This is a genomic window from Rubrivivax rivuli (genome assembly GCF_004016505.1).
GTDB classification, from domain to species: Bacteria; Pseudomonadota; Gammaproteobacteria; order Burkholderiales; family Burkholderiaceae_C; genus Rubrivivax; species Rubrivivax rivuli.
The window spans coordinates 640,573-665,993 of the sequence record NZ_SACR01000004.1 but is presented as its reverse complement, the minus strand read 5'-3'; the positions used below and the strand labels follow the sequence as shown (position 1 = coordinate 665,993).

The following is a 25,421-nucleotide window of genomic DNA, read 5'->3' as shown; positions in this document are numbered from 1 at the left end:
GCCCCCTGACATGAACATCGCCCCCCACGCCGCCCTCGTCACAGGCGGCGGCTCCGGCCTCGGCGAGGCCGTGGCCCGCGAACTGGCCCGCCGCGGCGCGCGTGTGGCCGTGCTCGACGTGCAGTTCGAAGCCGCGCAGCGCGTGGCCGCCGACATCGGTGGCCTGGCCCTGCGCTGCGACATCACGCAGGAAGACCAGGCCGAGGCCGCGCTGGAGGCCGCCGCCGCGGCGCACGGCCCGGCGCGCATGCTGATGAACATCGCCGGTGTCGGCGGCGCCAAGCGCGTCATCGGCAAGGACGGGCGGCCCGCTCCGCTGGCCGACTTCCGCCGCGTGGTGGAGATCAACCTCGTGGGCACCTACAACATGCTGCGCCTGTTCGCGGCGCGCGCCGCGGTGCTGGAGCCGCTGGACGCGCACGGCGAGCGTGGCGTCATCGTCAACACCGCCTCGGTGGCCGCCTTCGACGGCCAGGTGGGCCAGGAGGCCTATGCCGCCAGCAAAGGGGGCCTGGTCTCGATGACGCTGCCGCTGGCGCGCGACCTGGCGCAATGGGGTCTGCGCGTGGTGACGCTGGCGCCGGGCATCTTCCGCACGCCGCTGCTGGCCGAGTTGCCCGAGGAGGTGCAGAAGTCGCTGGCCTCGGCCATCCCCTTCCCCAAGCGCCTGGGCGACCCGGCCGAGTTCGCCGCGCTGGCCGCGCACGCCGTGGAGAACGGGCACCTCAATGGCGAGGTGATCCGCCTCGACGGCGCGCTGCGCATGGCGCCGCGCTGAGCGCGCGCCCCAGCGCCGTTCTTCAGCCGGCCGCGCTGTCGCCGGCCGCGCGCAGGCGGTAGGCCAGCTGCGCCCGCGTGAGCCCGAGCCTGCGCGCTGCGGCCGAGAGGTTCTGGCCCGCACTGGCCACGGCTTCGGACATCAGGCGGCGCTCCAGCGCAGCCAGATCGAGCGTGCCTGTCTGGGGGTCGGCCAGCCGTTCCAGCAGGTCTTCCTCGGCGGTGTCTTGCATCGCTGGCGCGTGGTCCATCGCCGCCAGACCGCCGGCACTGCTGATGCCGAACTGCTCGCCGTCGACCATGTGCTCGCGGCGCAGCATGTGCGGCAGGTCGATCACGCCGCCTTCCTCGGCACTGATGACGCCGCGCTCCACCATGTTCTGCAGTTCGCGGATGTTGCCCGGGAAGGCATAACCCAGCAGGGCCTTCACGGCCCGCGGCGTGTAGCCCAGCAGGCGGCGGCCGTGCAGGCGCGCATACAGGTCCAGGAAGTGGCTCATGAGCAGCGGGATGTCCTCGCGGCGCTCACGCAGCCGCGGCAGGTGGATGGGGTACACATCCAGCCGGTAGAACAGGTCTTCACGGAAGCGCCCGGCCTGCACCTCGGCGCGCAGGTCCACGTTGGTGGCGGCGATCACGCGCACGTCCACCGCCACGGTGCGCGAGCCGCCCACGCGCTCGATCTCGCCCTGCTGCAGCGCCCGCAGCAGCTTGCCCTGGCTCACCAGGCTGAGCGTGCCGATCTCGTCCAGGAACAGCGTGCCGCCATGCGCGCGTTCGAAGCGCCCGGGCCGCGAGACGGTGGCCCCGGTGAAAGCCCCGCGCTCGACGCCGAACAGTTCGGACTCCACCAGGTTCTCGGGGATAGCCGCGCAGTTCACCGCCACGAAAGGCTGCTCGCGTCGCGGGCTGATGCGGTGCAGCGTGGCCGCAAACATCTCCTTGCCCACGCCCGATTCACCGGTGAACAGCACGGTGGCCTTGGTCGGCGCCACGCGGCTGAGCATGTGGCAGGCAGCCTTGAAGGCCGAAGACACGCCCACCATGTCGCCGCCGCCCTCGGCACGCGCCAGCGCCGGCGTGCCCAGCACCGCACGCGGTGCGTTGCCGTGCGTGCGCGTGGCCAGGAAATCCTGTGCGTTGAGATAGCGCAGGTCTTCGCTCACGTCGCCCCAGGCTTCGGCGGTCTTGCCCACCACGCGGCAGCGCTGCGCGCCCATCGAGCGGCATTCCACCTCGCGGAAGACCACCAGCCGGCCCATCATGCCGGTGACATAACCCATGGCGTAACCCAGCTGCATCCAGCAGGCGGGCTCGGTGCCCACGCCGTAGGCCTGGATGTGCTCGTCGTCCTCGCTGGCGTGGTGCCAGAGGAACTCACCGTGGTAGTGGCCGCTGTCGGGGTCGATCTCGTAGGCCACGGGCTCGACCTTCACCACCCCCTCCAGCGCGTGCAGCTTCGTGCCGGCCATGAAGACCTCGAAGAGCCCGCCGTCGGGCCAGCGCTCGCGCACCAGCTGCGCGTCGCGCGCGCCGGATTCGTAGCCGGTGCGGGTGAGCAGGCCGCGCGCGCGTTCCAGGCCCAGGGTCTCGATGAGTTCGCGCCGCAGGGTGCCCATCGAGGCGCTGTGCATCAGCACCATGCGCTGGTCGTTCAGCCAGATGCGGCCATCACCGGGCGAGAAGAACAGGCACTCGGTGATGTCGGCCAGGCGCGGTGAGGGCTGCGCGCCTTCGCCACCGGGCACCGGCTCGCCACGGCCCATCAGGGCGCCAGTGCGGCGCGAGACTTCGGCCAGGGAAACACGGGACAAGAGCGGTTTGGACATGGGCATGCGCAGCAGCAGCAAAGCAGCGGAACCCCACCACCGGGGCCCCGATGCAGAGTGTGGGGGGCGGTCGCGCTGTGTTCAAGGCCTTGCCAGGGTAAGCACCGGGTGCAGCCCCTCGATCGCTGGCATTCTGGGCTTGAGTCGCCCGCTTCATAAAGCTACACTTATCGTTAGCTTCGTTAATTACATGCACCCCTGCTGCGGTGCCCCCCTCCGATGTTGCAAGCCCTGAACCCGAACACAGCGCCGTTGGTCACGGTGCAATTGCACGGCCGCGTGGCCGAGCTGACGCTGAACCGCCCCGACAAGCGCAACGCCATCAGCCTGGCGATGGTGGCCGAGCTGGAGCGCTGCATCGCCACGCTGCCAGCCACCGTGGGCGTGGTGGTGCTGGCGGCGCGCGGCGAGCACTTCAGCGCCGGGCTCGACCTCTCCGAGGTGCCCGAGATGTCGGCCGCCGAAGGCGTGCAGCATTCGCACGCCTGGTACCGCGTCTTCGAGCAGCTGCAGTTCGGGCGTGTGCCCGTGGTGGCGGTGCTGCAGGGCGCCGTGGTGGGCGGTGGGCTCGAACTGGCGGCCTGTGCCCACGTGCGCGTGGCCGAAGACAACGCCTACTTCGGTTTGCCCGAGGGCCGGCGCGGCATCTTCCTGGGCGGTGGCGGCTCGGTGCGTGTGAGCAAGCTCATCGGCTTCTCGCGCGTCACCGAGATGATGCTCACCGGCCGCACCTACAGCGCTGCTGAGGCCTTCGCCATCGGCCTGACGCACTACACCGTGGCCACCGGCACCGGCCTGGCCAAGGCGCATGAGCTGGCGCTGCGCATCGCCGACAACGCGCCGATGTCGAACTACGCCATCCTGCGCGCCTTGCCCCTGATCGCCGAGCAACCGATGAGCCACGGCCTGATGACGGAATCGCTGATGGCCGCGGTGACGCAATCGGAACCCGAGGCCAAGCAGCGGGTGCAGGCCTTCCTGGCCAAACGTGCAGCCAAGGTGCAGCGTGGCGACTGAGCGGCCAGCCCACGGCGCGCCCTACCGCGAGGTGGCCTTCGGCCCCTACGAGGCCGAGTGCCGGCCGCTGCCCGGTGGTGGCTGGCACCTGCGCGCGCCGCAAGCGCTGGCGCCCTACCCCAAAGCCTTCACCATGCACCTGGTGCGCTGGGCGGCCGAGCGGCCCGCGCACACCTTCCTGGCGCAGCGCAGCGCCGAAGCCGGCCGCCCCTGGCTGCGGCTGGACTACGCGCAGACGCTGGCGCGTGTACAGGCGCTCTCGCAGGCCCTGCTGGACCTGGGGCTCTCGGCCGAGCGGCCCTTGGTGATCCTCTCGGGCAACAGCCTGGAACACGCGCTGCTCACGCTGGCCGCGCTGCACGTGGGCGTGCCGGTGGCGCCGGTCTCGCCCGCATATGCGCTGCTGGACCCCAGCGCCGCGCGCGTGGTGCACGCGGCCACGCGGCTCACGCCGGGGCTGGTGTATGCGGGTGACGCCGGTCGCTTCGCCGCGGCCATCAGCCTGGCCGTGCCGGCCGATGTGCCCGTGCTGCTGGGCCGCACCGGGCAGGCCCTGCCCAGCCCGCTGCCGGCGGCGCTGCAGGGCCGGCCCACGCTGGCCTTCGACACGCTGCAGGCCACCGTGCCCACGCCGGCCGTGGCGGCAGCGCATGCGGCGGTGGACGGCGACACCGTGGCCAAGTTCCTCTTCACCTCCGGTTCCACGCAGGCGCCCAAGGCCGTGGTCAACACCCACCGCATGCTCTGCAGCAACCAGCAGATGTATGCGCAGTGCTACCCCTTCCTGGAGCAGGTGCCGCCGGTGCTGGTGGACTGGCTGCCCTGGCACCACACCGCCGGCGGCAACAGCAACCTGGGCCTGGTGCTGCGCAACGGCGGCACGCTCTACATCGACGAAGGCAAGCCCACGCCCGAGGGCATGGCCGAGACGGTGGCCAACCTGCGCGAGATCTCGCCCACGGCCATCTACACCGTGCCCAAGGGCCTGGAGATGCTGACGCAGCAGCTCGCGCAAGACGCTGCGCTGCGCGAGACCGTGTTCCGCGAACTGCGCCTGGTGTTCGCCGCCGGCGCGGCCATGCCGCAGGCGGTGATCGAGGCCTTCGACACCCTGGCCGTGCAGACCCTGGGCTGCCGCGTGCCCATGACCATGGGCCTGGGCATGACGGAGACGGCGCCCTTTGCCGTCTCGCACCACCGGCCGGGTTGGCAGGCGGGCGTCATCGGGCTGCCGGCGCCGGGGCTGGACCTCAAGCTCGTGCCCGTGGGCGACAAGCTCGAGGTGCGCTACCGCGGTCCGAGCATCACGCCCGGCTACTGGCGCCAGCCCGAGTTGCAGGCCGAGACCTTCGACGAAGAAGGCTACCTGTGCAGCGGCGACGCCGCGGTTTTCATCAGCGCGGCCGAGCCTGGTCAGGGCCTGCGCTTCGATGGCCGGATCGCCGAAGACTTCAAGCTCATCAGCGGCACCTGGGTCAGCGTGAGCGCGGTGCGTGCCCACGCGATGGTGGCGGCCCTGCCGGTGGTGCACGACGTGGTGCTCACCGGCGATGGGCGCGACAGCCTCGGCCTGCTCGTCTTCCTGGCGCCGGGGGCGGCGCAGCTCGCGCCCGAACTCGGCCCGGGCGCAGCGCTGGCCGCGCTGGCGGGCCACCCCGCGGTGCGCGCTTGGGCGCAGCGCTGGCTGGACCAGCTGGCCGCAGCAGGCACCGGCAGCAGCAACCGCGTCACACGCCTGCTGCTGCTGGACGACGCGCCCTTGGCTGCAGCGGGCGAAGTCACCGACAAGGGCTCGCTGAACCAGCGCGCGGTGCTCAAGCGCCGCGCGGCGGCGGTGGAGGCGCTCTACGCCGAGAGCCCGCCCGACCCGCGCGTGCTGCGGGCCGCCCGCTGAAGCAACACCGGCCGCGCAGCCAGCAGCGCGGCCGGCTTCAGAGGTCCAGCACCAGGGCGGCGCTGCGGGCGCGTGAGCAGCAAGGCAGGAACTGGTCGTTCGCGGCCTGTTCTTCGGGCTCCAGGTACTGGTCGCGGTGCTCGCACTCGCCTTCCAGCACGCGCGTGAGGCAGGTGCCGCAGATGCCCTGCTCGCAGGACGTGGGCACGAAGATGCCCGCGGCGTTGAGCGCCTGCGCGGCGGTCTGCTGCGCCGACACCATTACCACGCGCTGGCTGCGCGCCAGGCGCAGCTCGAAGGGGCGCTCGGCCGCTGCACCGGGCGCAGCAGGCGCGGCGCCGAAGTGTTCGCAATGCAGTTGCGCCTCGGGCCAGCCCTGGACGCGCGCCGTGTCCAGCACCGCGGCGATGAAGCCCGCCGGCCCGCACACGTAGAGGTGTTGCCCCGCAGCGGGCGTGGCCAGCAGGGCCGGCAGGTCCAGGCGTTGCGCAGGCGGGCCGTCGTCCAGGTGCAGCTGCGTGTGAGGCGCCAGCGGGCCCTGCTGCAGGCGCTCGCGGAAGGCCACCCGGCCGGCGTGGCGCGCCGCCACGTGCAGCGCAAAGGGCTCGCCACGCGCGGCCAGCGTCTCGGCCATGGCCAGCAACGGCGTGAGGCCGATGCCGCCGGCCAGCAACAGGTGGCTGCTGGCGCCTTCGGCCAAGGGAAAGAGGTTGCGCGGCGCGCTGATCAGCAGTTCATCGCCTTCGTTCAAGTGCGCGTGCACCGCCACCGAACCCCCGCGCGAAGCCGGCTCGCGCAGCACGCCCAGCACGTAGCGGCCGGCCTCGGCCGGGTTGTTGCACAGCGAGTACTGGCGCACCAGGCCGCCGGGCAGGTGCACATCGATGTGCGCGCCAGCGCTGAAGGGCGGCAGCGGCGCACCGCCGGCGGAGACCAGCTCCAGCCGACAGATGTCTTCGGCCTCGGGCGCCTTGCGCGCCACGCGCACCGGCAGCAGCGCGGCGCTCATGCCGCGGCGCCTGCGCCGGCCACAGGCGTGGGCGCCGCAGCCAGCGCACGCTCGGCCGCGACGATGCGCTCCACGATGCGGCGCGCCTGCACGCCCCCGGCGTCGGTGTTCAGGCCCAGCAGCGCGCGCGTGGGGTGGCGCAGGTGGTTGGCCTGCTGCTGCTCCAGCATCTGCTGGTCTTCGGCAAAGATGCGGCCCTGGCCTTCGCGGATGGCGGCGGTGAGCGCGGCGTCTTCCGGCCGGAAGTTGCGCGTCATGCCCCAGAAGTACCAGATGCTGGTGTCGTTCTCGGGGGTGATGAAGTCCACCACGATGCTGGAGACCTTGTGCTCGGCCGGCGCGTGGTAGCCGCCGTGGCCGGCGTGGGCCACGCCCACCTCGATCATCACGTGGCTGGGCGGCGTGAAGTGGCACACCTGCCAGCGGTCCACCGGCACGTCGTCGGCCAGGCCGTTGTGGCGCAGCGCCATGCGCCAGAACGGCGGCGCGCTGATGTTCTGCATGTGGCGCTCGGTGATGACGTGTTCGCCCTCCACACGCGTCACGGGCGCCACCTCGTCGATCTCGGGCTGGCCGATGCTGTCGGCGTGCACGTAGGTCTCGTGCGTGAGGTCCATCAGGTTGTCGACCATCAGCTGGTGGCCGCAGCCGATGCGGTACAGCCCGCCGCCATAGGCCCAGGCCGGGTTGTTGGCCCAGAAGAGGTCGGGGATCAGCGCCGCATCGGCGCGCGCCGCATCACCCGGCCAGACCCAGATGAAGCCGTGGCGCTCCACCACCGGGTAGGTTCGCACCGGCGGAAAGCCGCGCACGCGCTGGCCGGGCATGGCCACGGTCTTGCCCTCACAGCCCATCTGCAGGCCGTGGTAGCCGCACACCAGCTTGCCTTCGCAGACCTTGCCCAGCGACAGCGGCGCACCGCGGTGCGGGCACCAGTCGTCCAGCGCGGCCACCTGGCCCTCCGGGCCGCGGAACAGCACCATGCGGTGGCCGCAGATCTGGCGGCCCAGCGGCTTGCCTTCGATCTCGTCGGGCGTGCAGGCCACATACCATGTGTTCATCGGGATCATCGGTGTCTCCAGCGTCATCGGCGGGGGCGCAGTTCGGGGTCTGCGCCGATTGATTGGATCCAATTTTTGCTCATCATCGCCATTTCTTCAAGGCAGAATGCCATCAATGGATCCAATTGAGGGTTACTCCGGGGACGCCTCCAGCGTCGTGGCCACCTTGCGGCAGCACATCGTCAGCGGCCGCCTGGCCGCCGGCGAGCGCGTGGCCGAGATCCCGGTGGCCGAGCGACTGGGGGTCTCACGCACGCCGGTGCGGCTGGCCTTCCGCTCGCTGGAGCAAGAGGGCCTGCTGGAGAAGGCCGGCAAGCGCGGCTACGTGGTGCGGCGCTTTTCAGAGACCGACGTGCGCACCGCCATCGAGGTGCGCGGCGTGCTCGAAGGCCTGGCCGCGCGCCACCTCGCGGAACGCGGCCTGCAGCCGGCCGAGGCCGCCGTGCTGCAGCAGGCGCTGGACGAAGGCGAGGCCCTGCTCGCCAAGGGCCACCTCGCGCCGGAAGACGTGGCGCTGTGGAGCGCGCTGAACCAGCGCTTCCACCACACCATCGTGGCGGGCCACGCCAGCCACGTCATCGCCGACGCCATCGCGCGCAACAACCACCTGCCCTTCGCCAGCGCCGACGCCATCGCGCTGAACCACGAGGCGCCGCAGGCCGAGTACCAGAAGCTGCGCGTGGCGCAGTTGCAGCACCGGCTGGTGTTCGATGCGCTGCAGCAGCGCGAATCGGCACGCGTGGAGATGCTGATGCGCGAGCACGCCTGGGTGGGCTTCCGCTACGGCGCGCTGCTGGGCGCTGGCGACACGCGGCCCGCAGGCCCGGTGACCGGAGGCGCGTGAGAACCGGGGCAGCCCCTCGGTTCATCACCCATCGCCCCGCGCGAACGCTGTCGCTCAGGCCGGGCCGGCCGCCGGCTGCGCCAGCGGGGCCGTTTCGCGGCGCTGCGGCGCCAGCAGCCAGCGCGCCAGCGCCGGCAGCAGCACCAGCGCGCCGACCATGTTCCACAAGAACATGAAGGCCAGCAGGATGCCCATGTCGGCCTGGAACTTGATGGGGCTGAAGAACCAGGTGCCCACGGCCAGCGCCAGGGTCAGCCCGGTGAGCATCACCACGCGGCCCGTGAACTGCAGCGCGCGCTGGTAGGCCTGGTCGACGGTGTCACCCAGCTTCAGGCGCTGCAGCATCACCGCCAGCACGTACAGCGCGTAGTCCACCCCGATGCCCACGCCCAGCGCGATGACGGGCAGCGTGGCCACCTTCACGCCCATGCCCAGCAGCACCATCAGCGCCTCGCAGAGCATGGACGTCAACACCAGCGGCAGCACCGCCACCACCGTGGCGCGCCACGAGCGGAAGGTCAGCCAGCACAGCACGATGACGGCGCCGTACACCCACAGCAGCATCTCGCGCATGGCCTTGCGCACCACCTGGTTGGTGGCGGCTTCAACGCCCGCCGAGCCTGCGGCCAGCATGTAGCGAACCTCGGTCTTGGGTTGCTCGGCGATGAAGCGCTCGACCTCGCCCACCACGCCGTCCAGCGTCTGCGCCTTGTGGTCCTTCAGGAAGACATGCAGGCTCAGGAAGGAGCAGGCCTTGTTGAGAAGCTCGCGCGGCGCAATGGCCTGCACGCCGCCCAGGGCCTTGTCGTTGGCGATCAGCTCATACCACTTGAAGTTGCCTTCGTTGAAACCCACCATGGCCAGCTTGGCCAGGCCCGCCATCGACTGCGTGCCTTCCACGCCGGGCAGTTGCTGCAGGCGCCAGGCCAATTCATCCACCTTGCTGAGCGTGGCGTAACGCGTGCACTGGTCGTCGGGCGAGGTGATCATCACCGTCAGGATGTCGGTGCTGGCGGCGTAGTTCTGCACCACGAAGGCGTTGTCGCGGTTGTAGCGGGACTCGGCACGCAACTCGGGCGCGCCGGCGTCCAGGTCGCCCACCTGGATGCGCAGGGACAGCATCACAGACACCACCAGCAGCACCGCCGAAGCAGCCACGGCGATGAGCGCAGGCTTGCGTTGCGTGAACTGCGCCAGAAAGGCCCAGGTGCCCTTCAGCTCACCGGCCTGTTCCTGCTTCAGGCTGCGCTCGGCGGCCTTGGGGCTGACGCCCACGTACGACAGCAGCACCGGCAGCAACACCAGGTTGGTGAACACCAGCACGGCCACACCGATGCTCGCGTTGGCCGCCAGTTCCTGGATGACGCGGATGTCGATCAAGGCCAGCACGGCAAACCCCACGGCGTCGCACAGCAGCGCCGTCAGCCCGGCCACGAACAGGCGCCTGAAGGTGTAGCGCGCGGCCACCAGCTGGTGCGTGCCGCGGCCCACGTCCTGCAGGATGCCGTTCATCTTCTGCGCGCCATGGCTCATGCCGATGGCGAACACCAGGAAGGGCACCAGCACCGAGTAGGGGTCGAGGGCAAAACCCAGCAGTTGCAGCAGGCCCAGCTGCCACACCACCGCCACCAGCGAACAGGCCACCACGATGAAGGTGGAGCGCACGCAGCGCGTGTAGGCGTACAGCACGCCGGCGCAGATCACCAGCGCCAGCGCGAAGAACAGGCCCACCTGGCGCACGCCTTCGATGAGGTCGCCCATCACCTTGGCGAAGCCGATGGTGTGGATGCTGATGCGCTCGTTCTGGTACTTGGCCCGCAGCTCTTCCAGCTTGCGGCCGAGCTCGCCGTAGTCCAGCGACTGGCCGGTGCGCGGGTCTTTGTCCAGCAGCGGCACGTAGATGATGCTGCTCTTGAAGTCGGCCGCCACCAGCTGCCCGATCTCGCCCGAACGTTCCACGTTGGCGCGCACCTCGGCCATGCTCTCGGGGCTGCCGTCGTACTTGTCGCTCATCACCGTGTCGCCGTCCAGGCCTTCTTCGGTGACGGCCACCCAGCGTGTGTTGCTGGTCCACAGCGACTTCAGGAAAGGCCGGTCCACGCCCGGCATCAGGAAAAGCTCGTCGTTGATCTGGCGCAGCGTCTCCAGGTACTGCTTGTCGAAGATGGTGCCTTCCCTGGCCGCCACCGCCATGCGGATGGCGTTGCCACCGGCGCCCAGCTTTTCGCGGTTCTCCAGGAAGTTGACGATGTAGGGGTGGTGGGCCGGTATGGTCTTTTCGAAGCTGGCGGCCAGCTGGATGCCCAGCGCCTGCCAACCCAGCACCAGGGTGGCCAGCAGGCACAGCGCCAGCACCCAGAGGCGGTGGTTGAAGAACAAGCGCTCGGCGGCCGAGCCGCTGCGGCTGTCGAAGTCCTTCAGGTCCTGGATCACCGGCTGCGCGGTGTCGTCGTTGGGCAAGCTCACAGGCGGGTTCTCGTGGTTTTGGGCAAAGGCTGCCGTCAGCCCAGGGCCAGGCGCTTCAAGCCACGCAGGCCGGTCAGCAGCAGGTGGCCTTCGTCGGCCACGGCCAGGTTGGCGGCAGGAAACGGCGGCGCGGCGGGGCGGCGTTGGAAGGTCTGGCCCTGGTCGCGGCTGAACAGCAGGTCGCCGTTCTGGGCCACCAGCACCGCCGTGCCGTCGGACAGCAGCACGCCCGCGCTGAGGCTCACCGGCACCGGGTTGGCCACCTGGGCCCAGGTGTTGCCGTTGTCGGCCGAGCGCCAGATGTTGCCGCGCAGGCCGTAGGCCAGCACCGTGCTCTCGCCCAGCAGCATCACGCCGAAGAAGCTGCCCTTGTAGGGCGAGGGCAGCGCCGCAAAAGTGGCGCCCGCGTCGGTGGAACGCAGCAGCAGGCCTTGTTCACCCACGGCAAAGAGCCGCGAACCCGCGGCGCGCAGGCCATAGAGATGGAACTGGCGCGGGTTGGGCAGCCGGGCCGCCAGCGGCTGGAAGCTGCGGCCGTCGGCCGTCTCCACCGCCAGGCCGTAAGCGCCCACGGCGAACAGCTTGCCGTCCACGAGCGCCAGGTCGAAGAAGGGCTTGTCAGCGCCTTCGTCAAGCTTGCGCTGCGCCGACTGCCGCTGCGCGTCGTCAGTGGCGCCGGCCAGCAGCACCTGGGCCGCCCGCACGCCGTCCAGCGCCAGCGCCCAGCTCTGGCCGCCGTCGGCCGTGCGCAGCAGCGCACCGAAGTGCCCCGCCGCCCAGCCTTCACGCTCGTTGGCGAACACCAGCGAGGTGATGCTCAGCTGCGCCGGCACGCGGGCCTGCGTCCACTTCTGGCCGCCGTCGTCGCTGAAGAGGATGGTGCCGCGCTCGCCGCCCACCACCAGCCGCTGGCCGGCGCGCGCCGCGGCCAGCAAGGCCCCTTGCGTGGCCAGCGGAGAGGCCGTGGCGGGCCGGCTCAGCACCGCAGGCAGCGCGGGCGCTGCCGCGGCGGCCCAGCCCGCCACGAAGGGACTCAGCGGCCCGAGGCTGGCAGCGCCCAGCAGCAGGCGCCTGCGCTTCATCGCGTGCTCTCGTTGGCCAGTTCTTCAGGGCTGAAGAAGCTGCGCGGCAGCGTCGGCAGCACCTTCACCTGCACCGGCAGTTCGTTGGTGGCCATGTTCAGGTAGTAGGCGCCGGTCTGCAGGTCGTAGCCGCCCCAGAACAGGTTGCCGATGACGGCCGGGATGTCGGGCGCGGTCAGCGTCAAGGTGAAGTTGGTGCGCCAGAGTTCGCCCTTGGCGTCCCAACCGTCGAAGAGGATGATCTGCCAGCTGTCCTCGTCGATGTAGTACTTGCGCTTGGCCGCCACGTGGCGCTTGCCGGCGGCCAGCGTGGCTTCCACCTCCCACACGCGGTGCAGTTCCCAGCGCACCAGGCCCGGGTTCAGCGTCTTGGGCGTCACCAGGTCGGCCACCTTGGCGCTGGCCGCGCGGTTGTTGTTGTAGGGGATGTACATCTCCTTCTTGCCCACCAGCTTCAACTCGTGCTTGTCGATGGGGCCGAAGAGGTTGAAGGCTTCGTCGAACAGGCCGATGCCGCTGGTGACGGCGTCGGGCGTGTCGTAGCCCACCGAAGGTGCCTTGCGCACGCGGCGCTGGCCCACCAGGTACTGCCACAGCCCGCGCGGCGCGCTGGCGTTCAGGCCGTCGTGGGCCAGGATGGCCTCCCCGGCCTTCGAGCCCGGCTCGCTCACGGCGAACTTGCCCAGCGTGTAGTAGCCGTCGAAGCTCTCGGGCTTCACGTCGGGGTCGTAGTACACGTTGCGGAAGGTCTGGGTGCCGCCCGAGGCCATGCTGCGCTTGCCGTCGGCCGTCATCACCCACACGCGCAGCGGCGTGGTCCAGTTCACGCCCTTCCAGGCCAGGCGGTGGTTCAGGATGGCCTCGTAGCCGTCCTTCGGAATCGGGAACGGAATGCCACCGAAGGCCCCTTCGATGCCCTGCCCGTTGTCGACCAGCTTGGCCCGGGTGGCATTCCTGAAGGTGTTGTCGTACACGTACTGCGGTGCGGCCGCCGTGCGGCGCGTCGGGTAGACCTCGATGCGGAAATCGGGGTACTTCTTCATCAGCGCCTTCACGCCGTCGCTCAGCTTGGCGGCGTGCTGGTCCATGTTCTTGGCGTTGATGGTCAGCACCGGCTTGTCGTTCGGGAACGGGTCCGGGCGCGGGTCGCCGTTCTTGTAGCCGGCCGGGGCCTTGGTCAGGCCGCCTTCCCAGGGGGGGATGGTGCCTTCCTTGTTGCCGGCCTTCTCGGCGCCCATGGGCGTGAGCGTGGTCTTGAGCTTGGCGGCCTCTTCGGCAGACACAGCGGCCTGCGCGGCCAGCGGAAGGGCCGCAAGGGCCGCAATGGCGGACAGGGCGCTGGCCGTGGCCAGCCCCGCCTGGAGCAGATGGCGCTTTTGCATGATGGTGGTCATCCGGTTCAGAAGGTGTTGGAAAGGCTGAAGGTGACGTTCGTGCGGTCCTTCAGCGTCTGCCCGTAGGTCAGGCGGCGCGGGCTGGCGGTACCCGCCACCAGCGGTTCGGTGAAGGTCTTGGCCTTGCCGAAGTAGTCGTTGTAGGCCAGGGCTGCCGTCCAGCCGCTGGCCCACTTCAGGCGCATGCCGATGCTGTAGTCGCCGCCGTCCGACACACCGCCGGCGAAGTTGCCCACGGCCGATGACTTGCCGCCAAAGTTGTAGCCCACGCTCACGGGCACGAAGAGGTCGACGCCCTGCATCACCTGGAAGTAGCTGGGCTCGAAGATCACGCGCAGCGCCCAGGCGTCCTTCGTCGTGTCCTTGGCCAGGCCGCCGACGCCCTGGTTGCTGCCGTTGGGGGCCGCGAAGATGTCGCGCTTGACCTTCAGGCGCTGGTTGTAGGCCAGCTCGAAGAGGGCCGCGCCGCCGCCCCACAACGCGCTGGGTTGCAGCACGTAGATGCCCGAGAGCTGCAAGTGCGCGGTGTCGCCCACCGCGTAGCAGGGCGTGGCCTTGGAGGTGTCGCAGAAGGTCGGCGCGAAGGGCGCCGCGCCGACAGCTGCGGGGTCGCTGTTCAGCGGCGTGTTCTGGCGCACCGAGCCCTCCAGCGCCAGGTTCAACTGCCCCACCGAGGTGGTGACGCTGGCGCCGAAGACGCGGATGTCGCTGGCATAGGCCACGCGCACATGGCCACGCACGAAGTCGAACACCAGGCCGCTGGGCGTCTTGTCGTGGTAGTTGGCGAAGTACACGCCGTACTCGAAATCGCCCCCGGTGGGGCTGATGCGCAGTTGCACGCCGTACTGGCCCGAATCCCTGGGCTTGTTGTCGCGGTCGGTCAGCACCGGCAGGTCGCCGACGACAGGGCCGAAGTTCACGCGGCCGGCGCCGATGTAGTCCTGGTTGCTGAAGTAGCTGCCAACGCCCGGCAGCTTGCTCTTGCGCCACTTGAACTGGTAGTAGGCACCGAGCTGCACGCCTTCGGCCACGCGCAGGCTGCCCGAGACCTGCTCCACCGGCAGCAGCACTTCCTTGAACTGCCAGTTGGGCACCGAGACGATCTTCGCGATGTCCACCGGCCCCTGCGCATTGGCGATGCCGTTCTGGCCGAAGAACAGGCTTTCGCCCCATTGCAGCGTGTGCTTGCCCAGGCGCACGTTGGCGCGCATGCCGCCGATGTCGCCCTTCATCGTGACGAAGGCGTCGAGCAGCTCGCTGCCCCGGCCGTGCTGCCTGCGCGTGGCCGGCAGGAACTCGTCACGCGCCTGCCCCGGCAGGTTGTTCGCGGTGTTGATGACACCCGGCGTGAGGTTGCCCGCCACGTAGACCGGGGTGCCCGCGTAATCGTTGCGGCGCAGGTAGGCCCGGTCGTACCAGGCCGTGCCGGAAACACGCAGGCCCCAGTTCGACGCCGACACGTCCAGCTCGGCCAGCAGGTCCGCGCGCTGCGACACCAGGCCCCTGCCGAAGTTGTTGGCGCCGTCGTCTTCGTTCACGCGCCCGGGGTCGACCGTGGGGTCGAAGCGCACGAGCGCCGGGTTGCGCTCTTTCAGCCGCTGCATCAGGCTGAGCTTGGGCGTGAGGTCCAGCCGGGCCTTGACGTCCGAGTCGGTGTCGATGGTGAAAGCCCCGGCCGTGCCGGCGCCCAGGCCCGCCGTGCTGGCGGCCAGGGCCGCCGCACGCGCCAGGCGGTGCAGTCTGTTCTTCAAGAGAGGTCTCCTCCAGCCGTCGCAGGCCGTGTTGATGCGTGTTGCAGGCCCGGCGCCCGGTGCGCCGGGCCCGGGGGTTCAGATCAGAGGTAGGTGGCCGCGAAGCCGCCATCCACCGGCAGGTTGATGCCCACCACCCAGCGCGCGGCGTCGCTGCACAGGAAGGCGATGGCAGGCGCCACCTCGTCGGCATAGGCCGGGCGCTTCATGCGGGCGGCATCGGCCTGCACACGCTCGAGGCCGAGCTGGGTGACGAACTCGCCCAGGATGGGCGTGAACACCGGGCCCGGCGCCACGCAGTTCATGCGCACGTCGCGCTCGCGGAAGAGGCTGCCCGCGCGCATCGAGGTCCAGACGATCAGCGCTTCCTTGAAGTGCTCGTAGCAGATCTTCTGCGCCACCGGGTTCGCCGCCAGCCAGGCCTGGCCTTCGGCGAAGCTGGTGGTGGTGGCCAGCGACTTGTGCACGTCGAGCCGGTCGCGGTGGAAGTAGCCGAGGATGGAGCTGACGTTGACCACGCTGCCGCCAGCCGGCATACGCTGCACCACGGCCTCGGTGAGGTGGCGCACGCCGAGGAAGTTCACGCGGGCCACCAAATCGGCCGGCGATGTGCCCGGCACGCCGGCCACGTTGCACAGCGCGTCGATGCGCGCCGGCAGCTGCGCCACCGCGGCATCGATGGCTTCAGGGGTGGACAGGTCGGCCTTGACGAAGCCGTCCAGCGTCAGCATCGGCTCGTTGCGGTCGACACCGATGACCTGCGCGCCCTGCAGGCGCAGCAGGCGCGCGGTCTCGGCACCGATGCCGGACGACGCGCCGGTGATCACGATGGTCTTGGAATGCAGGCTCATGAGAGAGGTCTCCGGGGCAAGAGGAAGGGGTGTCGGGGCGTCAGAAGGGGTAGGCCGGCGGGGTGTCTTTCACCGTCAGCCATTGCCAGGTGGTGAAGGCTTCCCAGTCGGCCGGGCCGCCGTGGCTGTTGCCGTTGCCGGCCACGCCCGGCCCGCCGAAGGGGTTGGTGGCGTCGTCGTTCACCGTCTGGTCGTTCACGTGCACCATGCCGGCCTTCAGGCGCTGCGCCAGCGCGGTGGCGCGGCCCACGTTGCGCGAGATCACGGCCGCGGCCAGGCCGCCGGCGTGGTGGTTGGCCAGGGCCACGGCCTCGTCGTCGCTGCGGAAGGTCATGAGGTTCAGCACCGGGCCGAACACCTCTTCGTCGTGGCAGGGCATGCCCGGCTTCACGTCGGCCAGCACCGTGGGCTGGTAGAAGAGGCCGACGTAGCTGCCACCGGCCAGCAGGCGCGCGCCGGCCTTCACGCTGGCCTGCACCGCGGCGTGCACGCGGTCGCGCTGGCGGGTGTCGATCAAGGGCCCCAGCGCCACCTGCCCGGTGGCGCCGTTGCCCACCGGCAGGTGCTGCGCCTTGCCCACCAGGCGGGCCGTCAGCGCCCCGGCGATGGACTCGTGCACGATGACGCGGTTGGTGGCCATGCAGATCTGGCCCGAGTGCAGCCACGCGCCCCAGGCGGCGTTGCTGGCGGCCAGGTCGAGATCGGCGTCGTCCAGGATCACCAGCGCGTTGGTGCCGCCGAGTTCCAGCGACACCTTCTTGAGCTGGCGCGCCGCCAGCTCACCCACGCGGCGGCCGGCCGCGGCCGAGCCGGTGAAAGAGATCATCGGCACCGCGGCGTCCGTGACCAGCGCCTCGCCGACATCGGCGCCGCCCGGCAGCACGTGCAGCAGACCGGCCGGCAGGCCGGCGGCCTCGAACAACTGCGCGAGCAGGTAGCCGCCCGAGACCGGCGTGCGCGCATCGGGCTTGACGATCACCGCGTTGCCTGCGGCCAGCGCCGGGCCCACCACGCGCAGCGTGAGGATCAGCGGGAAGTTGAAGGGCGAAATCACGCCCACCACGCCGTGCGGCACGCGCCGCGCCATGCTCAGCCGCCCGGGCACGCTGGGCAGCACCTGGCCCTGCGGCTGCATCGGCATGGCGGCGGCCACATGGCAGAAGGTGATGGCCTCGCGGATCTCGTGCTGGCCCTTGGGCAGGATGGCGCCGGTTTCCCGCGTCACCCACAGCGCCAGTTCATCGAAGTGCTGCTGCAGCAGCGCGGCCACACGCAGGAAGACGCCGGCCTTCTCGCGCGGCGGCGCGGCCGCCCAGGCGGGCTGTGCGGCGGCGGCCAGGGCCGCGGCGGCGCGCACATCGGCCGGGCGCGCGTGGCCGGCGTGGGCCAGGGGCTCGCCCGTGGCGGGTTCCACGATGGGCAGGCTCGTGCTGGCGGCACGCCAGCCGCCACTGTAGAGCTGCTCACGCCAGAGTTCGGGTCGGAGGAAGGGGTTCGCTGCCATCGGGGTCTCCTGCTGCTGGGGTGCGATGTTCATGCGTTAGCCTGGCTATCGATAATATGAGCTGCAGACTCGCCGCGCCAGACCTGCAGTCCCTCGGGGAAACCAGCAGGCCGGCCCTTTCCTTGCGCAACGCACGTGCCAGGCGATGGTCTGATGGCACACCGAAGGCCTGCGTCGAGTACGCGCCACCGAGGGAGAAAACACTGATGAATCAGGGCTTTCCCGGTGATCTCGCAGGCACCACACGCCTAGGGAAAGCCCCGGGCAGGCCTTGCTGAATTGAACAAGCGGGCCACCCGCGCCACGCCCGCAGTTCATCAAATGGAACAAGCCGCCTGCGGCCCGAACGCGGCGGTGGCGCCCCTATCGTTACCCTGGTAATCTGAATGCCCCGAAAGACACGAAGGAGACGGCTTGAGCGCGAACCCACCCTGGCTGGTGTTGCTGCCCGGCCTGGCCTGCGACGCCACCGTGTGGCAGCCCGTGATGCCGGCCTTGGCCGGCATGGCCCGTTGCTGGGTGCCGCCGCCAGAGACGCACACCGACATCGGTGCCATGGCCCGGGCCGTGCTGCAGCAGGCCCCGGCGGAACGCTTCGCACTGGCCGGCCACTCGCTGGGCGGCCGCATCGCGCTGGAGCTTTGGCGCCAGGCCCCCGAGCGCGTGCAGGCGATGGCACTGCTGGACACCGGCTGGCAGCCGCGCCTGGCCGACGCCGCTGGCCAGGCCGAGGCCGCGCAGCGCCAGGCGCTTGTGGCCTTGGCCCGGCGCGAGGGCATGCGCACCATGGCCGACAGCTGGGCACCGCCGATGCTGCACCCCGCGCAGCTGGGCGGGCCGGTGCATGCCGCGGTGCTGGCCATGGTGGCGGCGCAGGACGTCGAGCGCTTCGCAGCGCAGCAGCAGGCGCTGCTGGCGCGCCCCGATGCCGCGCCGCTGCTGCCCACCCTCGGCGTGCCCACGCTGGTGCTCTGCGGGGAGGAAGACCGCTGGAGCCCGCCCGAGCGCCACCGCGAGATGGCCGGGCGCATCCCCGGCGCGCACCTGGTGCTGGTGCCGCAATGCGGCCACATGAGCCCGATGGAGCAGCCGCAGGCCGTGGCCGCCGCCATGGCCCAGTGGCTGCAGAGGGGCTGCGCATGAGCGCACCGGACGCCGGCGCCGCCCAGCCGCTGCTGCAGGCCGCCGAACGCTGGCCCATCGATACCGCCTGCCGCGACACCATCGTGCGCGCCGCGCGCCTGGCAGACCAGGGCGACGCCGACGGGCTGGCCGCGCACTTCACCGAAGACGCCGAACTGCAGCGCCCCAACGGGGCCTGGCTGCAGGGCCGCGCCGCCATTGCCGCCGCCTACGCCGCCCGCCCGGCCCACCGCATCAGCCGCCACCTGCTGGCCACGCCCCTGGTGGATGTCGAGGCCCCCAACGAGGCCCGCGCGCACACCCTGGTGCTGCTGGCCTCGGGCGATGCGCGGGACGCGAGCGGCCCGCAAGGCCGGCCCTGGCAGGGCGCGCTGTTGGTCGGCTGCTTCGAAGACCGGCTGCGCCTGGGCCCCGACGGGCGGTGGCGTCTGTGGCGCCGCCAGGCCCGCTTCGAACTGCACGGTGCCGCGCAAGCGCTGCCTACAATGCCCTGAATGGCCAGCTCCAAGAAGACCGCCCCGGCCAGCGCGCGCAGCAGCGCGAACGCCGCGGGCGTGCCACCGTCCTTCGACCTGCGTGAAGACTCCCTGGGCTACCTGCTGCGCCGAGCACAGGTGCGGGCCTACGAGCTCTTCTTCGAGAACCTCGGCGCGCTGGAGCTTTCGCCGGCCCGGTTGACGGCGCTGTCCATCATCGCCACCGAGCCCGAGATCAACCAGGCCACGCTGGCCAAGCGCCTGGACGTGGCTGGCCCGAGCGTGATGAAGCTGATCGACGCCCTGGAGGCCTCGGGCTTCATCCGCCGCATGGCGGTGCCGGCCGACCGCCGACGCTATTCGCTCGTGCTCACGGCCAGCGGCCGCGCCATGCTCGACACGCTGCGCGAGCGGCACGCGGCCTACGAGGCTGAACTGTCGCGCCGCTTGAGCGCGGCAGAGCGCCAGCAGCTCATCGCGCTGCTGGAGAAGCTCATCGCCTGAGGGCGCCGCCGCCTGAGCGGCACTTGGTCAACGCCGCGAGCGCGGCTTGGGCGCCGGCCGTTGAGGGCCGGGCTTGCGCGAGCGGCGCGGCGCTTCGGCACTGCCCGCAAGCGCCACGGGCAAGGTCCGTTCCAGCTTGCCCGGCCGGGCGCCCGGCCCGGCCGATGCCGCCAAGGGCGTTGACTTGCCCGGCCGCGACGACTTCGCCACCTTGGCGGCCCGCTTGTGTTGGCGGTCGGCCTCACGCACCGCGGCCAGGGCTTCCTCTGCACTGGCACCGGCCGGCAAGCCCGCGGGCCGCGCGCGTTCGCCGCGCGCCAGCAGGCGCTCGGCCTCGCCCTCGCGCACCATGCGGAAGTCGATCTTGCGGCCGTCGAGATCAACCCGGCTGACCTGCACGCGCACACGCGCGCCCACGGCGTAGCGGATGCCGGTGCGCTCGCCGCGCAGTTCACCGCGGGCCTCGTCGTAGCGGTAGTACTCGCCACCGAGTTCGGTGATGTGCACCAGGCCTTCGACGTACAAGCCGTCCAGCGTGATGAAGAGCCCGAAGCTCGCCACCGAGCTGACGGTGCCCGAGTACTCCTCGCCCAGGTGCTCGCGCATGTAGCGGCACTTCAGCCAGGCCTCGACATCCTTGCTGGCCTCGTCGGCGCGGCGTTCGTTGGCGCTGCAATGGCCGCCGGCGGCTTCCCACAGCTCCATCTCCTGCGTCATGGGCTTGGCCGGCCTGCCCAGCTTGCCACCCTTGCGCAGCTCGGGCTTGCGCGTCTTGGCGCTGGCCGCGAGGTGGTAACGCTTGCCCGCCAGCGTGGCTTTGATGACGCGGTGCACCAGCAGGTCGGGGTAGCGGCGGATGGGGCTGGTGAAGTGCGTGTAGGCCGGGTAGGCCAGCCCGAAGTGGCCGCTGTTGTGCACGGTGTAGATGGCCTGCTGCATCGAGCGCAGCAGCAGCGTGTGGATTTGCGTCGCATCGGGTCGGCCCTGCACCGCCTGCGCGATGGCCTGGATCTCGCCCGGCGTGGGGTCGTCGCTCAACGAGGCGCTCACGCCCAGCGAACGCAGCATGGCCTGCAGCGCCACGCGCTTCTCGGGCGTGGGGCCTTCGTGCACGCGGTAGAGGCTGGGGTGCTCGGCCTGCGCGATGAACTCGGCCGCGCAGACGTTGGCCGCGAGCATGGCTTCTTCGATGAGGCGGTGCGCCTCGTTGCGCGTGCGCGGCACGATCTTCTCGATGCGGCCGGCTTCGTCGCAGACGATCTGCGTCTCGGTGGTCTCGAAATCCACCGCGCCCCGCAGCGCGCGCTGCTTGAGCAAAGCGCGGTAGACCTCGTGCAGGTGCAGCAGGTGCGGCACCAGATCGGCCCGCGCATGCGCCTCCGGGCCGCGTGTGTTGGCCAGCACGGCCGTCACTTCGGTGTAGGTCAGCCGCGCGTGCGAGCAGATCACCGCGGGGTAGAACTGGTAGGCCTCGATGCGGCCCTGCGTGTCCACCAGCATGTCGCACACCATCGACAGGCGCTCGACCTGCGGGTTCAGCGAGCACAGGCCGTTGCTGAGCTTTTCCGGCAGCATGGGGATCACGCGGCGAGGGAAGTAGACCGAGGTGGCGCGCTCGTAGGCGTCTTCATCCAGCGGCTCGCCAGGCTTCACGTAGTGGCTGACGTCGGCGATGGCCACCAGCAGGCGCCAGCCCTCGAAAGCCGTCTTGCCGCGGCCGCGCTTGTAGGGCTCGGCATAGACGGCATCGTCGAAGTCGCGCGCGTCTTCGCCGTCGATGGTGACCAGTGCCACGTCGGTGAGATCCACACGCTGCTTGCGGTCGACCGCGCGCAGCTTTTCGGGCAGCGCTGCGGCCTGCGCCAGCGTCTCGGGGCTGAAGAGGTGCGGCACCTCGTACTTGCGCACCGCGATCTCGATCTCCATGCCCGAGTCGTCGATCTCGCCCAGCACCTCGGCCACGCGGCCCACGGGCTGCGAGTGCAGCGAAGGCGGCTCGGTCAGTTCGACCGACACCACCTGCCCCACCGCGGCCTGCGCGGTGGCGTTCTTGGGGATGAGGATGTCCTGGCCGTAGCGGCTGTCTTCCGGCGCCACCAGCCACTGCCCGCCTTCGTGCAGCAGGCGGCCGATGATCGGCGTCTTGCGGCGCTCGATGATGTCGAGCACGCGTCCCTCGGGCCGGCCCTTGCGGTCGTAGCGCAGCACGCGCACGCGCACGCGGTCCTTGTGCAGCACGCTGCGCATCTCTTGCGGCGCCAGATAGATGGCGGCATCACCGTTGTCGGGCACGACAAAACCGTGACCGTCGCGATGACCTTCGACGCGGCCTTCGTATTCGCCCATGAGGGCCAGGCCGCTTGCGTTGTTCTCTTTTTTGATGGTATAGTCCTTTTCTTTCCTGAAGCGCCCAGATGGCGGAATTGGTAGACGCACTAGTTTCAGGTACTAGCGCTTAACGGCGTGGAGGTTCGAGTCCTCTTCTGGGCACCAAATCTGAGAAGCCACCGTGTTGAAAGACACGGTGGCTTTTTCAATTCTGCGCGCGATTCTTCGCAAAGCCTGCACGGCGGGGCCCCTGGCCTGCCGTTCGGCCCGAGCAGAAACAACAAAGCCCCCGGCAGCCTGCCGGGGCAGGGTCTGCAGCGGGGGCTTGGCAAGGGCGGTGTTCAGACCGTGAACTTCTTCGCCAGCGCGTCGGGCCGCATGCCGTCGTACTCTTCGAAGGGCTGGTGGATCCAGGGGCTGGTGGGCAGCATGTCCACGTAGTAGTCCGGCACGTAGGTCGACACGCCCTTCACCCAGATCACTGCGGCGCGCAGTTCGCTGATCGCCGGCATGCCGCGCAGCCGTTCCACCACCGCCTTCAGCGTCACACCGGTGTCGGCCAGGTCGTCCACCAGCAGCACACGCCCGGCGAGTTCGCCCTTGGGCATGGTGATGTACTTGGCCAGGTCGAGCCGGCCCTGGATGGTGCCGGCCTCGGCGCGGTAGCTGCTGGTGCTCATGATGGCCAGCGGCTTGTCGAACACGCGCGAGAGCACGTCGCCCGGGCGCATGCCGCCGCGGGCCAGGCACAGGATCTGGTCGAACTGCCAGCCCGAGTCGTGCACCTTCAGCGCCAGCTTCTCGGTCAACAGGTTGTACTCGTCCCAAGACACGTACAGGTGCTTGCCGTCGTCAGTGAGCATGCTGGTTTTCTCCTCGCAGGGGGTTCGTGTAGGGGTGTGGCGCCTCAGGCGCGGAAGGGGTGGCGCAGCAGGATGGTGTGCACGCGGTCGGGGCCGGTGGAGACCATGTCGATGGGCGCGCCGATGAGGGCTTGCATGCGTTCCAGGTAGCGCTTGGCGTTCACCGGCAGTTGCTCCCAGTTCGTGAGGCCGGCGGTCGTGTCGCTCCAGCCCGGCAGCGTCTCGTACACCGGCTCGCAGGCGCTGATCTCGTCGGCGTCCATGGGCAGCACATCGAGCATCTGGCCGCCGAGCTTGTAGCCGGTGCAGATCTTGATCTCGGGCAGGCCGTCCAGCACGTCGAGCTTCGTGATGCACAGGCCCGAGACGCCGTTGATGATGATGCTGCGCTTGAGCGCCGCAGCGTCCAGCCAGCCGCAGCGGCGCGCGCGGCCGGTGACGGTGCCCCGCTCCTGACCCACGGTGCTGAGGTGGTGGCCCACGCCCTCTTCCAGGCTCAGTTCGGTGGGGAAAGGCCCGCCGCCCACGCGCGTGGTGTAGGCCTTGGTGATGCCCAGCACGTAATGCAGCATGCCCGGGCCCACGCCAGAGCCGGCGGCGGCGTTGCCGGCCACGCAGTTGCTGCTGGTGACGTAGGGGTAGGTGCCGTGATCGATGTCGAGCAGCGTGCCTTGCGCACCCTCGAACAGCAGGTTCTGGCCAGCGGCATGGGCGTTGTAGAGGCGGTAGCCCACGTCGGCCATCAGCGGGCGCAACTGCTCCGCGGCTTGCAGGGCACCGTCCAGCATCGGCTGCCAGTCCAGGGGCGCGCCGCCCAGGTAGGCCAGCTCGGTGTTGTGCAGTTCCACCAACTCGCGCAGCTTGTTCTCGAAGCGCTGCGGGTGCTTCAGGTCCTGCACGCGCAACGCGCGGCGCGCGACCTTGTCTTCATAGGCCGGGCCGATGCCCTTGCCCGTGGTGCCGATCTTGCCGCTGCCGCTGCTTTCGCGGCGGCCTTCGCGCGCACTGTCCAGCGCCACGTGGAAAGGCAGGATCAGCGGGCAGGCTTCCGACAGGAAGAGGCGCGAACGCACGTCGATGCCCAGGGCCTCGATGCGCGCGATCTCGCCCAGCATGTGCGCCGGGTCGACCACCACGCCGTTGCCGATGTAGCAGGCCACGCCTTCGCGCATCACGCCGCTGGGAATGAGCTGCAGCGCCGTCTTGCGGCCGGCGATCACCAGCGTGTGGCCGGCGTTGTGGCCGCCCTGGAAACGCACCACGCCCTGGGCGTGATCGGTCATCCAGTCGACGATCTTGCCCTTGCCTTCGTCACCCCACTGGGTGCCGACCACCACCACGTTGCGGCCGGCGGTGGGCCGGATGGCTGATTGCATGTTCAAAGCGGTCCTTCAGAGAGTTCGTGTCTGTGTCAGTTCGGCAGCGCGCGCAGCACCCACTGGCCGGCCACCTGCACCAGCTCGCGGTCGCAGTCGAAGGCCTGCGTTTCGAGCTCGTGGCCTGGCAGCAGGGCGAGCACGGTTTCGCCTTGCTCGCGCAGCTGGCGCACGGCGGCGCGCAGGGCCGGGTCGTCGCCCCAGGGCGCGCGGATGGCCGCCGGCAGCGGCGGTGGGCTGCCCACCTCGGCCAGGGCCTTGAGGTCGAGGCTGAAACCCACGGCCGGGCGGTTGCGGCCGAAGACGGCCCCCACCTCGTCATAGCGACCACCACGGGCCAGCGCATCGCTGCTGCCCGCGCCGTACACCGCGAAACGTGCACCGCTGTAGTAGGCGTAGCCGCTCATGTCCGAGAGATCGAAGCCGATGCGCAGGCCCGGATAGGCTGCGCGCAGGTGGCGGGCCAGCCACTGCAGCTGGTCGAGCGCCTGCGTGATCAAGGGCCGCTGAGGGAGCTCGCGCCGCGCGGCTTCGATGACTTCGTCTCCGCCGAAGAGGCGCAGCAAGGCGCGCAGGGCGTCGCGGGCTTCGGCCGGGGCTTTCTGCGTCAACTCGGCCAGCGCAGCGGCGTCCTTCTCCGACAGGGCCTGCACCACGTCCTGCAGCTGCGCCGCGTCCAACGGCACGCCTGCGAGCACGCCGCGCAGCACGCGGGCGTCGGCCAGGTCGATGACGAGCGGCTCGGCGCGCGCAGCCTGCAGGCAATCCAAGGCCAGCTCGGCGGCTTCGAGATCGGCTTCCAGGCCGGCGTGGCCGAAGATCTCGGCACCGAATTGCAGCGGTTCGCGCGTGGCCGACAGGCCAGCCGGCCGCGTGTGCAGCACCGGGCCGCAGTAGCACAGGCGCGTGACGCCGTCGCGGTTGAGCAGGTGGGCATCGATGCGCGCAGCCTGAGGCGTGGTGTCGGCGCGAACGCCGAGCATGCGCCCGCTGGCCTGGTCCACCAGCTTGAAGGTCTTGAGGTCGAGTTCGCGGCCCGTGCCGGTGAGCAGCGATTCCAGGTGCTCAAGCAGGGGCGGGATGACCAGCTCGAAACCGTAGCCGCGCGCCCGGTCGAGCATCGCCCTGCGCAGGTCTTCCACACGCCGAGCCTGCGCTGGCAGGACATCGGCGATGTGCTCTGGCAGCAGCCAAGCAGAGAGCATGAAAAGCACCGGTGTTGAAACCGGCATTGTACCGGCCGGGACGCTCC

20 protein-coding genes and 1 tRNA gene are annotated in these 25,421 nt (G+C 70.3%); 8 read left to right on the top strand and 13 right to left on the bottom strand.

What is annotated here, in order from left to right; all coding sequences use genetic code 11:
• Positions 1 to 10 precede the first annotated feature (10 nt).
• A complete protein-coding gene (locus EOE66_RS15350; RefSeq protein WP_128229577.1) occupies positions 11 to 778 on the top strand; it encodes an SDR family NAD(P)-dependent oxidoreductase in 768 nt (255 codons plus the stop codon).
• 22 nt (positions 779 to 800) lie between these two features.
• Here the strand turns inward: EOE66_RS15350 and EOE66_RS15345 are convergent, their stop codons facing one another.
• A complete protein-coding gene (locus tag EOE66_RS15345) occupies positions 801 to 2,606 on the bottom strand; it encodes a sigma-54-dependent Fis family transcriptional regulator (RefSeq protein WP_128229576.1) in 1,806 nt (601 codons plus the stop codon).
• Positions 2,607 to 2,825: 219 nt separating this feature from the next.
• On the opposite strand from EOE66_RS15345, the gene EOE66_RS15340 reads away from it, so the two are divergent.
• Positions 2,826 to 3,623, top strand: a complete 798-nt coding sequence (locus EOE66_RS15340; RefSeq protein WP_205702708.1) for a crotonase/enoyl-CoA hydratase family protein — start codon at positions 2,826 to 2,828, stop codon at positions 3,621 to 3,623.
• Positions 3,613 to 5,517 carry a feruloyl-CoA synthase gene (locus tag EOE66_RS15335; protein WP_128229575.1) on the top strand — a complete coding sequence of 635 codons (1,905 nt, stop codon included), beginning with the start codon at positions 3,613 to 3,615 and terminating at the stop codon, positions 5,515 to 5,517. The genes EOE66_RS15340 and EOE66_RS15335 overlap by 11 nt, the downstream gene beginning before the upstream one ends.
• Before the next feature lie 37 nt (positions 5,518 to 5,554).
• On the opposite strand, the gene EOE66_RS15330 is transcribed toward EOE66_RS15335, so the two are convergent.
• Both EOE66_RS15330 and EOE66_RS15325 read right to left on the bottom strand, forming a co-directional pair.
• The gene (locus EOE66_RS15330; protein ID WP_128229574.1) at positions 5,555 to 6,526 is read right to left on the bottom strand and encodes a PDR/VanB family oxidoreductase; all 972 of its coding nucleotides are present in this window, start codon (positions 6,524 to 6,526) and stop codon (positions 5,555 to 5,557) included.
• The gene (locus tag EOE66_RS15325) at positions 6,523 to 7,596 is read right to left on the bottom strand and encodes a Rieske 2Fe-2S domain-containing protein (RefSeq protein WP_128229573.1); all 1,074 of its coding nucleotides are present in this window, start codon (positions 7,594 to 7,596) and stop codon (positions 6,523 to 6,525) included. The genes EOE66_RS15330 and EOE66_RS15325 overlap by 4 nt, the downstream gene beginning before the upstream one ends.
• Positions 7,597 to 7,702: 106 nt before the next feature.
• On the opposite strand from EOE66_RS15325, the gene EOE66_RS15320 reads away from it, so the two are divergent.
• On the top strand, positions 7,703 to 8,431 hold the full coding sequence (locus tag EOE66_RS15320) for a GntR family transcriptional regulator (protein WP_128229572.1): 729 nt from the start codon (positions 7,703 to 7,705) through the stop codon (positions 8,429 to 8,431).
• 54 nt (positions 8,432 to 8,485) lie between these two features.
• Here EOE66_RS15320 and EOE66_RS15315 read toward each other — a convergent pair whose 3' ends face one another.
• The 6 genes from EOE66_RS15315 to EOE66_RS15290 all read right to left on the bottom strand — a co-directional run bounded on the left by EOE66_RS15315 (position 8,486) and on the right by EOE66_RS15290 (position 17,479).
• Positions 8,486 to 10,897, bottom strand: coding sequence for an efflux RND transporter permease subunit (locus tag EOE66_RS15315; RefSeq protein WP_245479055.1), 2,412 nt, complete (start codon positions 10,895 to 10,897; stop codon positions 8,486 to 8,488).
• A 35-nt stretch (positions 10,898 to 10,932) separates the two neighbouring features.
• Positions 10,933 to 11,979: a WD40/YVTN/BNR-like repeat-containing protein gene (locus tag EOE66_RS15310; protein ID WP_128229571.1), complete on the bottom strand. Its 1,047-nt coding sequence runs from the start codon at positions 11,977 to 11,979 to the stop codon at positions 10,933 to 10,935.
• The gene (locus EOE66_RS15305) at positions 11,976 to 13,361 is read right to left on the bottom strand and encodes a DUF1329 domain-containing protein (RefSeq protein WP_164885122.1); all 1,386 of its coding nucleotides are present in this window, start codon (positions 13,359 to 13,361) and stop codon (positions 11,976 to 11,978) included. Before EOE66_RS15305 ends, EOE66_RS15310 begins: the two co-directional genes overlap by 4 nt.
• Positions 13,362 to 13,378: 17 nt before the next feature.
• The gene (locus EOE66_RS15300; RefSeq protein WP_245479054.1) at positions 13,379 to 15,124 is read right to left on the bottom strand and encodes a DUF1302 domain-containing protein; all 1,746 of its coding nucleotides are present in this window, start codon (positions 15,122 to 15,124) and stop codon (positions 13,379 to 13,381) included.
• 83 nt (positions 15,125 to 15,207) lie between these two features.
• A complete protein-coding gene (locus EOE66_RS15295; RefSeq protein WP_128229569.1) occupies positions 15,208 to 15,975 on the bottom strand; it encodes a coniferyl-alcohol dehydrogenase in 768 nt (255 codons plus the stop codon).
• Between the two features lie 40 nt (positions 15,976 to 16,015).
• On the bottom strand, positions 16,016 to 17,479 hold the full coding sequence (locus EOE66_RS15290) for a benzaldehyde dehydrogenase (RefSeq protein WP_128229744.1): 1,464 nt from the start codon (positions 17,477 to 17,479) through the stop codon (positions 16,016 to 16,018).
• Between the two features lie 414 nt (positions 17,480 to 17,893).
• Between EOE66_RS15290 and EOE66_RS15285 the strand changes: the two genes are divergently transcribed.
• From EOE66_RS15285 to EOE66_RS15275, 3 genes are read left to right on the top strand one after another with little or no spacing between them, the layout of a single operon-like run.
• Positions 17,894 to 18,622, top strand: a complete 729-nt coding sequence (locus tag EOE66_RS15285) for an alpha/beta fold hydrolase (protein ID WP_128229568.1) — start codon at positions 17,894 to 17,896, stop codon at positions 18,620 to 18,622.
• Positions 18,619 to 19,116 carry a nuclear transport factor 2 family protein gene (locus tag EOE66_RS15280; protein ID WP_128229567.1) on the top strand — a complete coding sequence of 166 codons (498 nt, stop codon included), beginning with the start codon at positions 18,619 to 18,621 and terminating at the stop codon, positions 19,114 to 19,116. The genes EOE66_RS15285 and EOE66_RS15280 overlap by 4 nt, the downstream gene beginning before the upstream one ends.
• Positions 19,117 to 19,602, top strand: coding sequence for a MarR family winged helix-turn-helix transcriptional regulator (locus EOE66_RS15275; protein WP_128229566.1), 486 nt, complete (start codon positions 19,117 to 19,119; stop codon positions 19,600 to 19,602).
• A 27-nt stretch (positions 19,603 to 19,629) separates the two neighbouring features.
• On the opposite strand, the gene rnr is transcribed toward EOE66_RS15275, so the two are convergent.
• Positions 19,630 to 21,948: a ribonuclease R gene (rnr, locus tag EOE66_RS15270; RefSeq protein ID WP_128229565.1), complete on the bottom strand. Its 2,319-nt coding sequence runs from the start codon at positions 21,946 to 21,948 to the stop codon at positions 19,630 to 19,632.
• A gap of 62 nt (positions 21,949 to 22,010) precedes the next feature.
• Here rnr and EOE66_RS15265 point away from each other — a divergent pair.
• A tRNA-Leu gene (locus EOE66_RS15265) sits at positions 22,011 to 22,095 on the top strand.
• 176 nt (positions 22,096 to 22,271) lie between these two features.
• Here EOE66_RS15265 and EOE66_RS15260 read toward each other — a convergent pair.
• From EOE66_RS15260 to EOE66_RS15250, 3 genes are read right to left on the bottom strand one after another with little or no spacing between them, the layout of a single operon-like run.
• Positions 22,272 to 22,793: a phosphoribosyltransferase gene (locus EOE66_RS15260; protein WP_128229564.1), complete on the bottom strand. Its 522-nt coding sequence runs from the start codon at positions 22,791 to 22,793 to the stop codon at positions 22,272 to 22,274.
• Between the two features lie 44 nt (positions 22,794 to 22,837).
• On the bottom strand, positions 22,838 to 24,169 hold the full coding sequence (locus EOE66_RS15255; RefSeq protein ID WP_128229563.1) for an adenylosuccinate synthase: 1,332 nt from the start codon (positions 24,167 to 24,169) through the stop codon (positions 22,838 to 22,840).
• Between the two features lie 35 nt (positions 24,170 to 24,204).
• A complete protein-coding gene (locus EOE66_RS15250; protein ID WP_128229562.1) occupies positions 24,205 to 25,374 on the bottom strand; it encodes an ATP phosphoribosyltransferase regulatory subunit in 1,170 nt (389 codons plus the stop codon).
• Between the last annotated feature and the right edge of the window lie 47 nt (positions 25,375 to 25,421).

Excerpts from the sequence above, each read along its gene's own strand:
- EOE66_RS15350 (WP_128229577.1), top strand. The coding sequence starts at position 11 with ATGAACATCGCCCCCCACGCCGCCCTCGTCACAGGCGGCGGCTCCGGC.
- EOE66_RS15345 (WP_128229576.1), bottom strand. The coding sequence starts at position 2,606 with ATGTCCAAACCGCTCTTGTCCCGTGTTTCCCTGGCCGAAGTCTCGCGC.
- EOE66_RS15340 (WP_205702708.1), top strand. The coding sequence starts at position 2,826 with ATGTTGCAAGCCCTGAACCCGAACACAGCGCCGTTGGTCACGGTGCAA.
- EOE66_RS15330 (WP_128229574.1), bottom strand. The coding sequence starts at position 6,526 with ATGAGCGCCGCGCTGCTGCCGGTGCGCGTGGCGCGCAAGGCGCCCGAG.
- EOE66_RS15325 (WP_128229573.1), bottom strand. The coding sequence starts at position 7,596 with ATGATCCCGATGAACACATGGTATGTGGCCTGCACGCCCGACGAGATC.
- EOE66_RS15320 (WP_128229572.1), top strand. The coding sequence starts at position 7,703 with ATGGATCCAATTGAGGGTTACTCCGGGGACGCCTCCAGCGTCGTGGCC.
- EOE66_RS15310 (WP_128229571.1), bottom strand. The coding sequence starts at position 11,979 with ATGAAGCGCAGGCGCCTGCTGCTGGGCGCTGCCAGCCTCGGGCCGCTG.
- EOE66_RS15305 (WP_164885122.1), bottom strand. The coding sequence starts at position 13,361 with ATGCAAAAGCGCCATCTGCTCCAGGCGGGGCTGGCCACGGCCAGCGCC.
- EOE66_RS15295 (WP_128229569.1), bottom strand. The coding sequence starts at position 15,975 with ATGAGCCTGCATTCCAAGACCATCGTGATCACCGGCGCGTCGTCCGGC.
- EOE66_RS15290 (WP_128229744.1), bottom strand. The coding sequence starts at position 17,479 with ATGGCAGCGAACCCCTTCCTCCGACCCGAACTCTGGCGTGAGCAGCTC.
- EOE66_RS15280 (WP_128229567.1), top strand. The coding sequence starts at position 18,619 with ATGAGCGCACCGGACGCCGGCGCCGCCCAGCCGCTGCTGCAGGCCGCC.
- EOE66_RS15275 (WP_128229566.1), top strand. The coding sequence starts at position 19,117 with ATGGCCAGCTCCAAGAAGACCGCCCCGGCCAGCGCGCGCAGCAGCGCG.
- rnr (WP_128229565.1), bottom strand. The coding sequence starts at position 21,948 with ATGGGCGAATACGAAGGCCGCGTCGAAGGTCATCGCGACGGTCACGGT.
- EOE66_RS15260 (WP_128229564.1), bottom strand. The coding sequence starts at position 22,793 with ATGCTCACTGACGACGGCAAGCACCTGTACGTGTCTTGGGACGAGTAC.
- EOE66_RS15255 (WP_128229563.1), bottom strand. The coding sequence starts at position 24,169 with ATGCAATCAGCCATCCGGCCCACCGCCGGCCGCAACGTGGTGGTGGTC.
- EOE66_RS15250 (WP_128229562.1), bottom strand. The coding sequence starts at position 25,374 with ATGCTCTCTGCTTGGCTGCTGCCAGAGCACATCGCCGATGTCCTGCCA.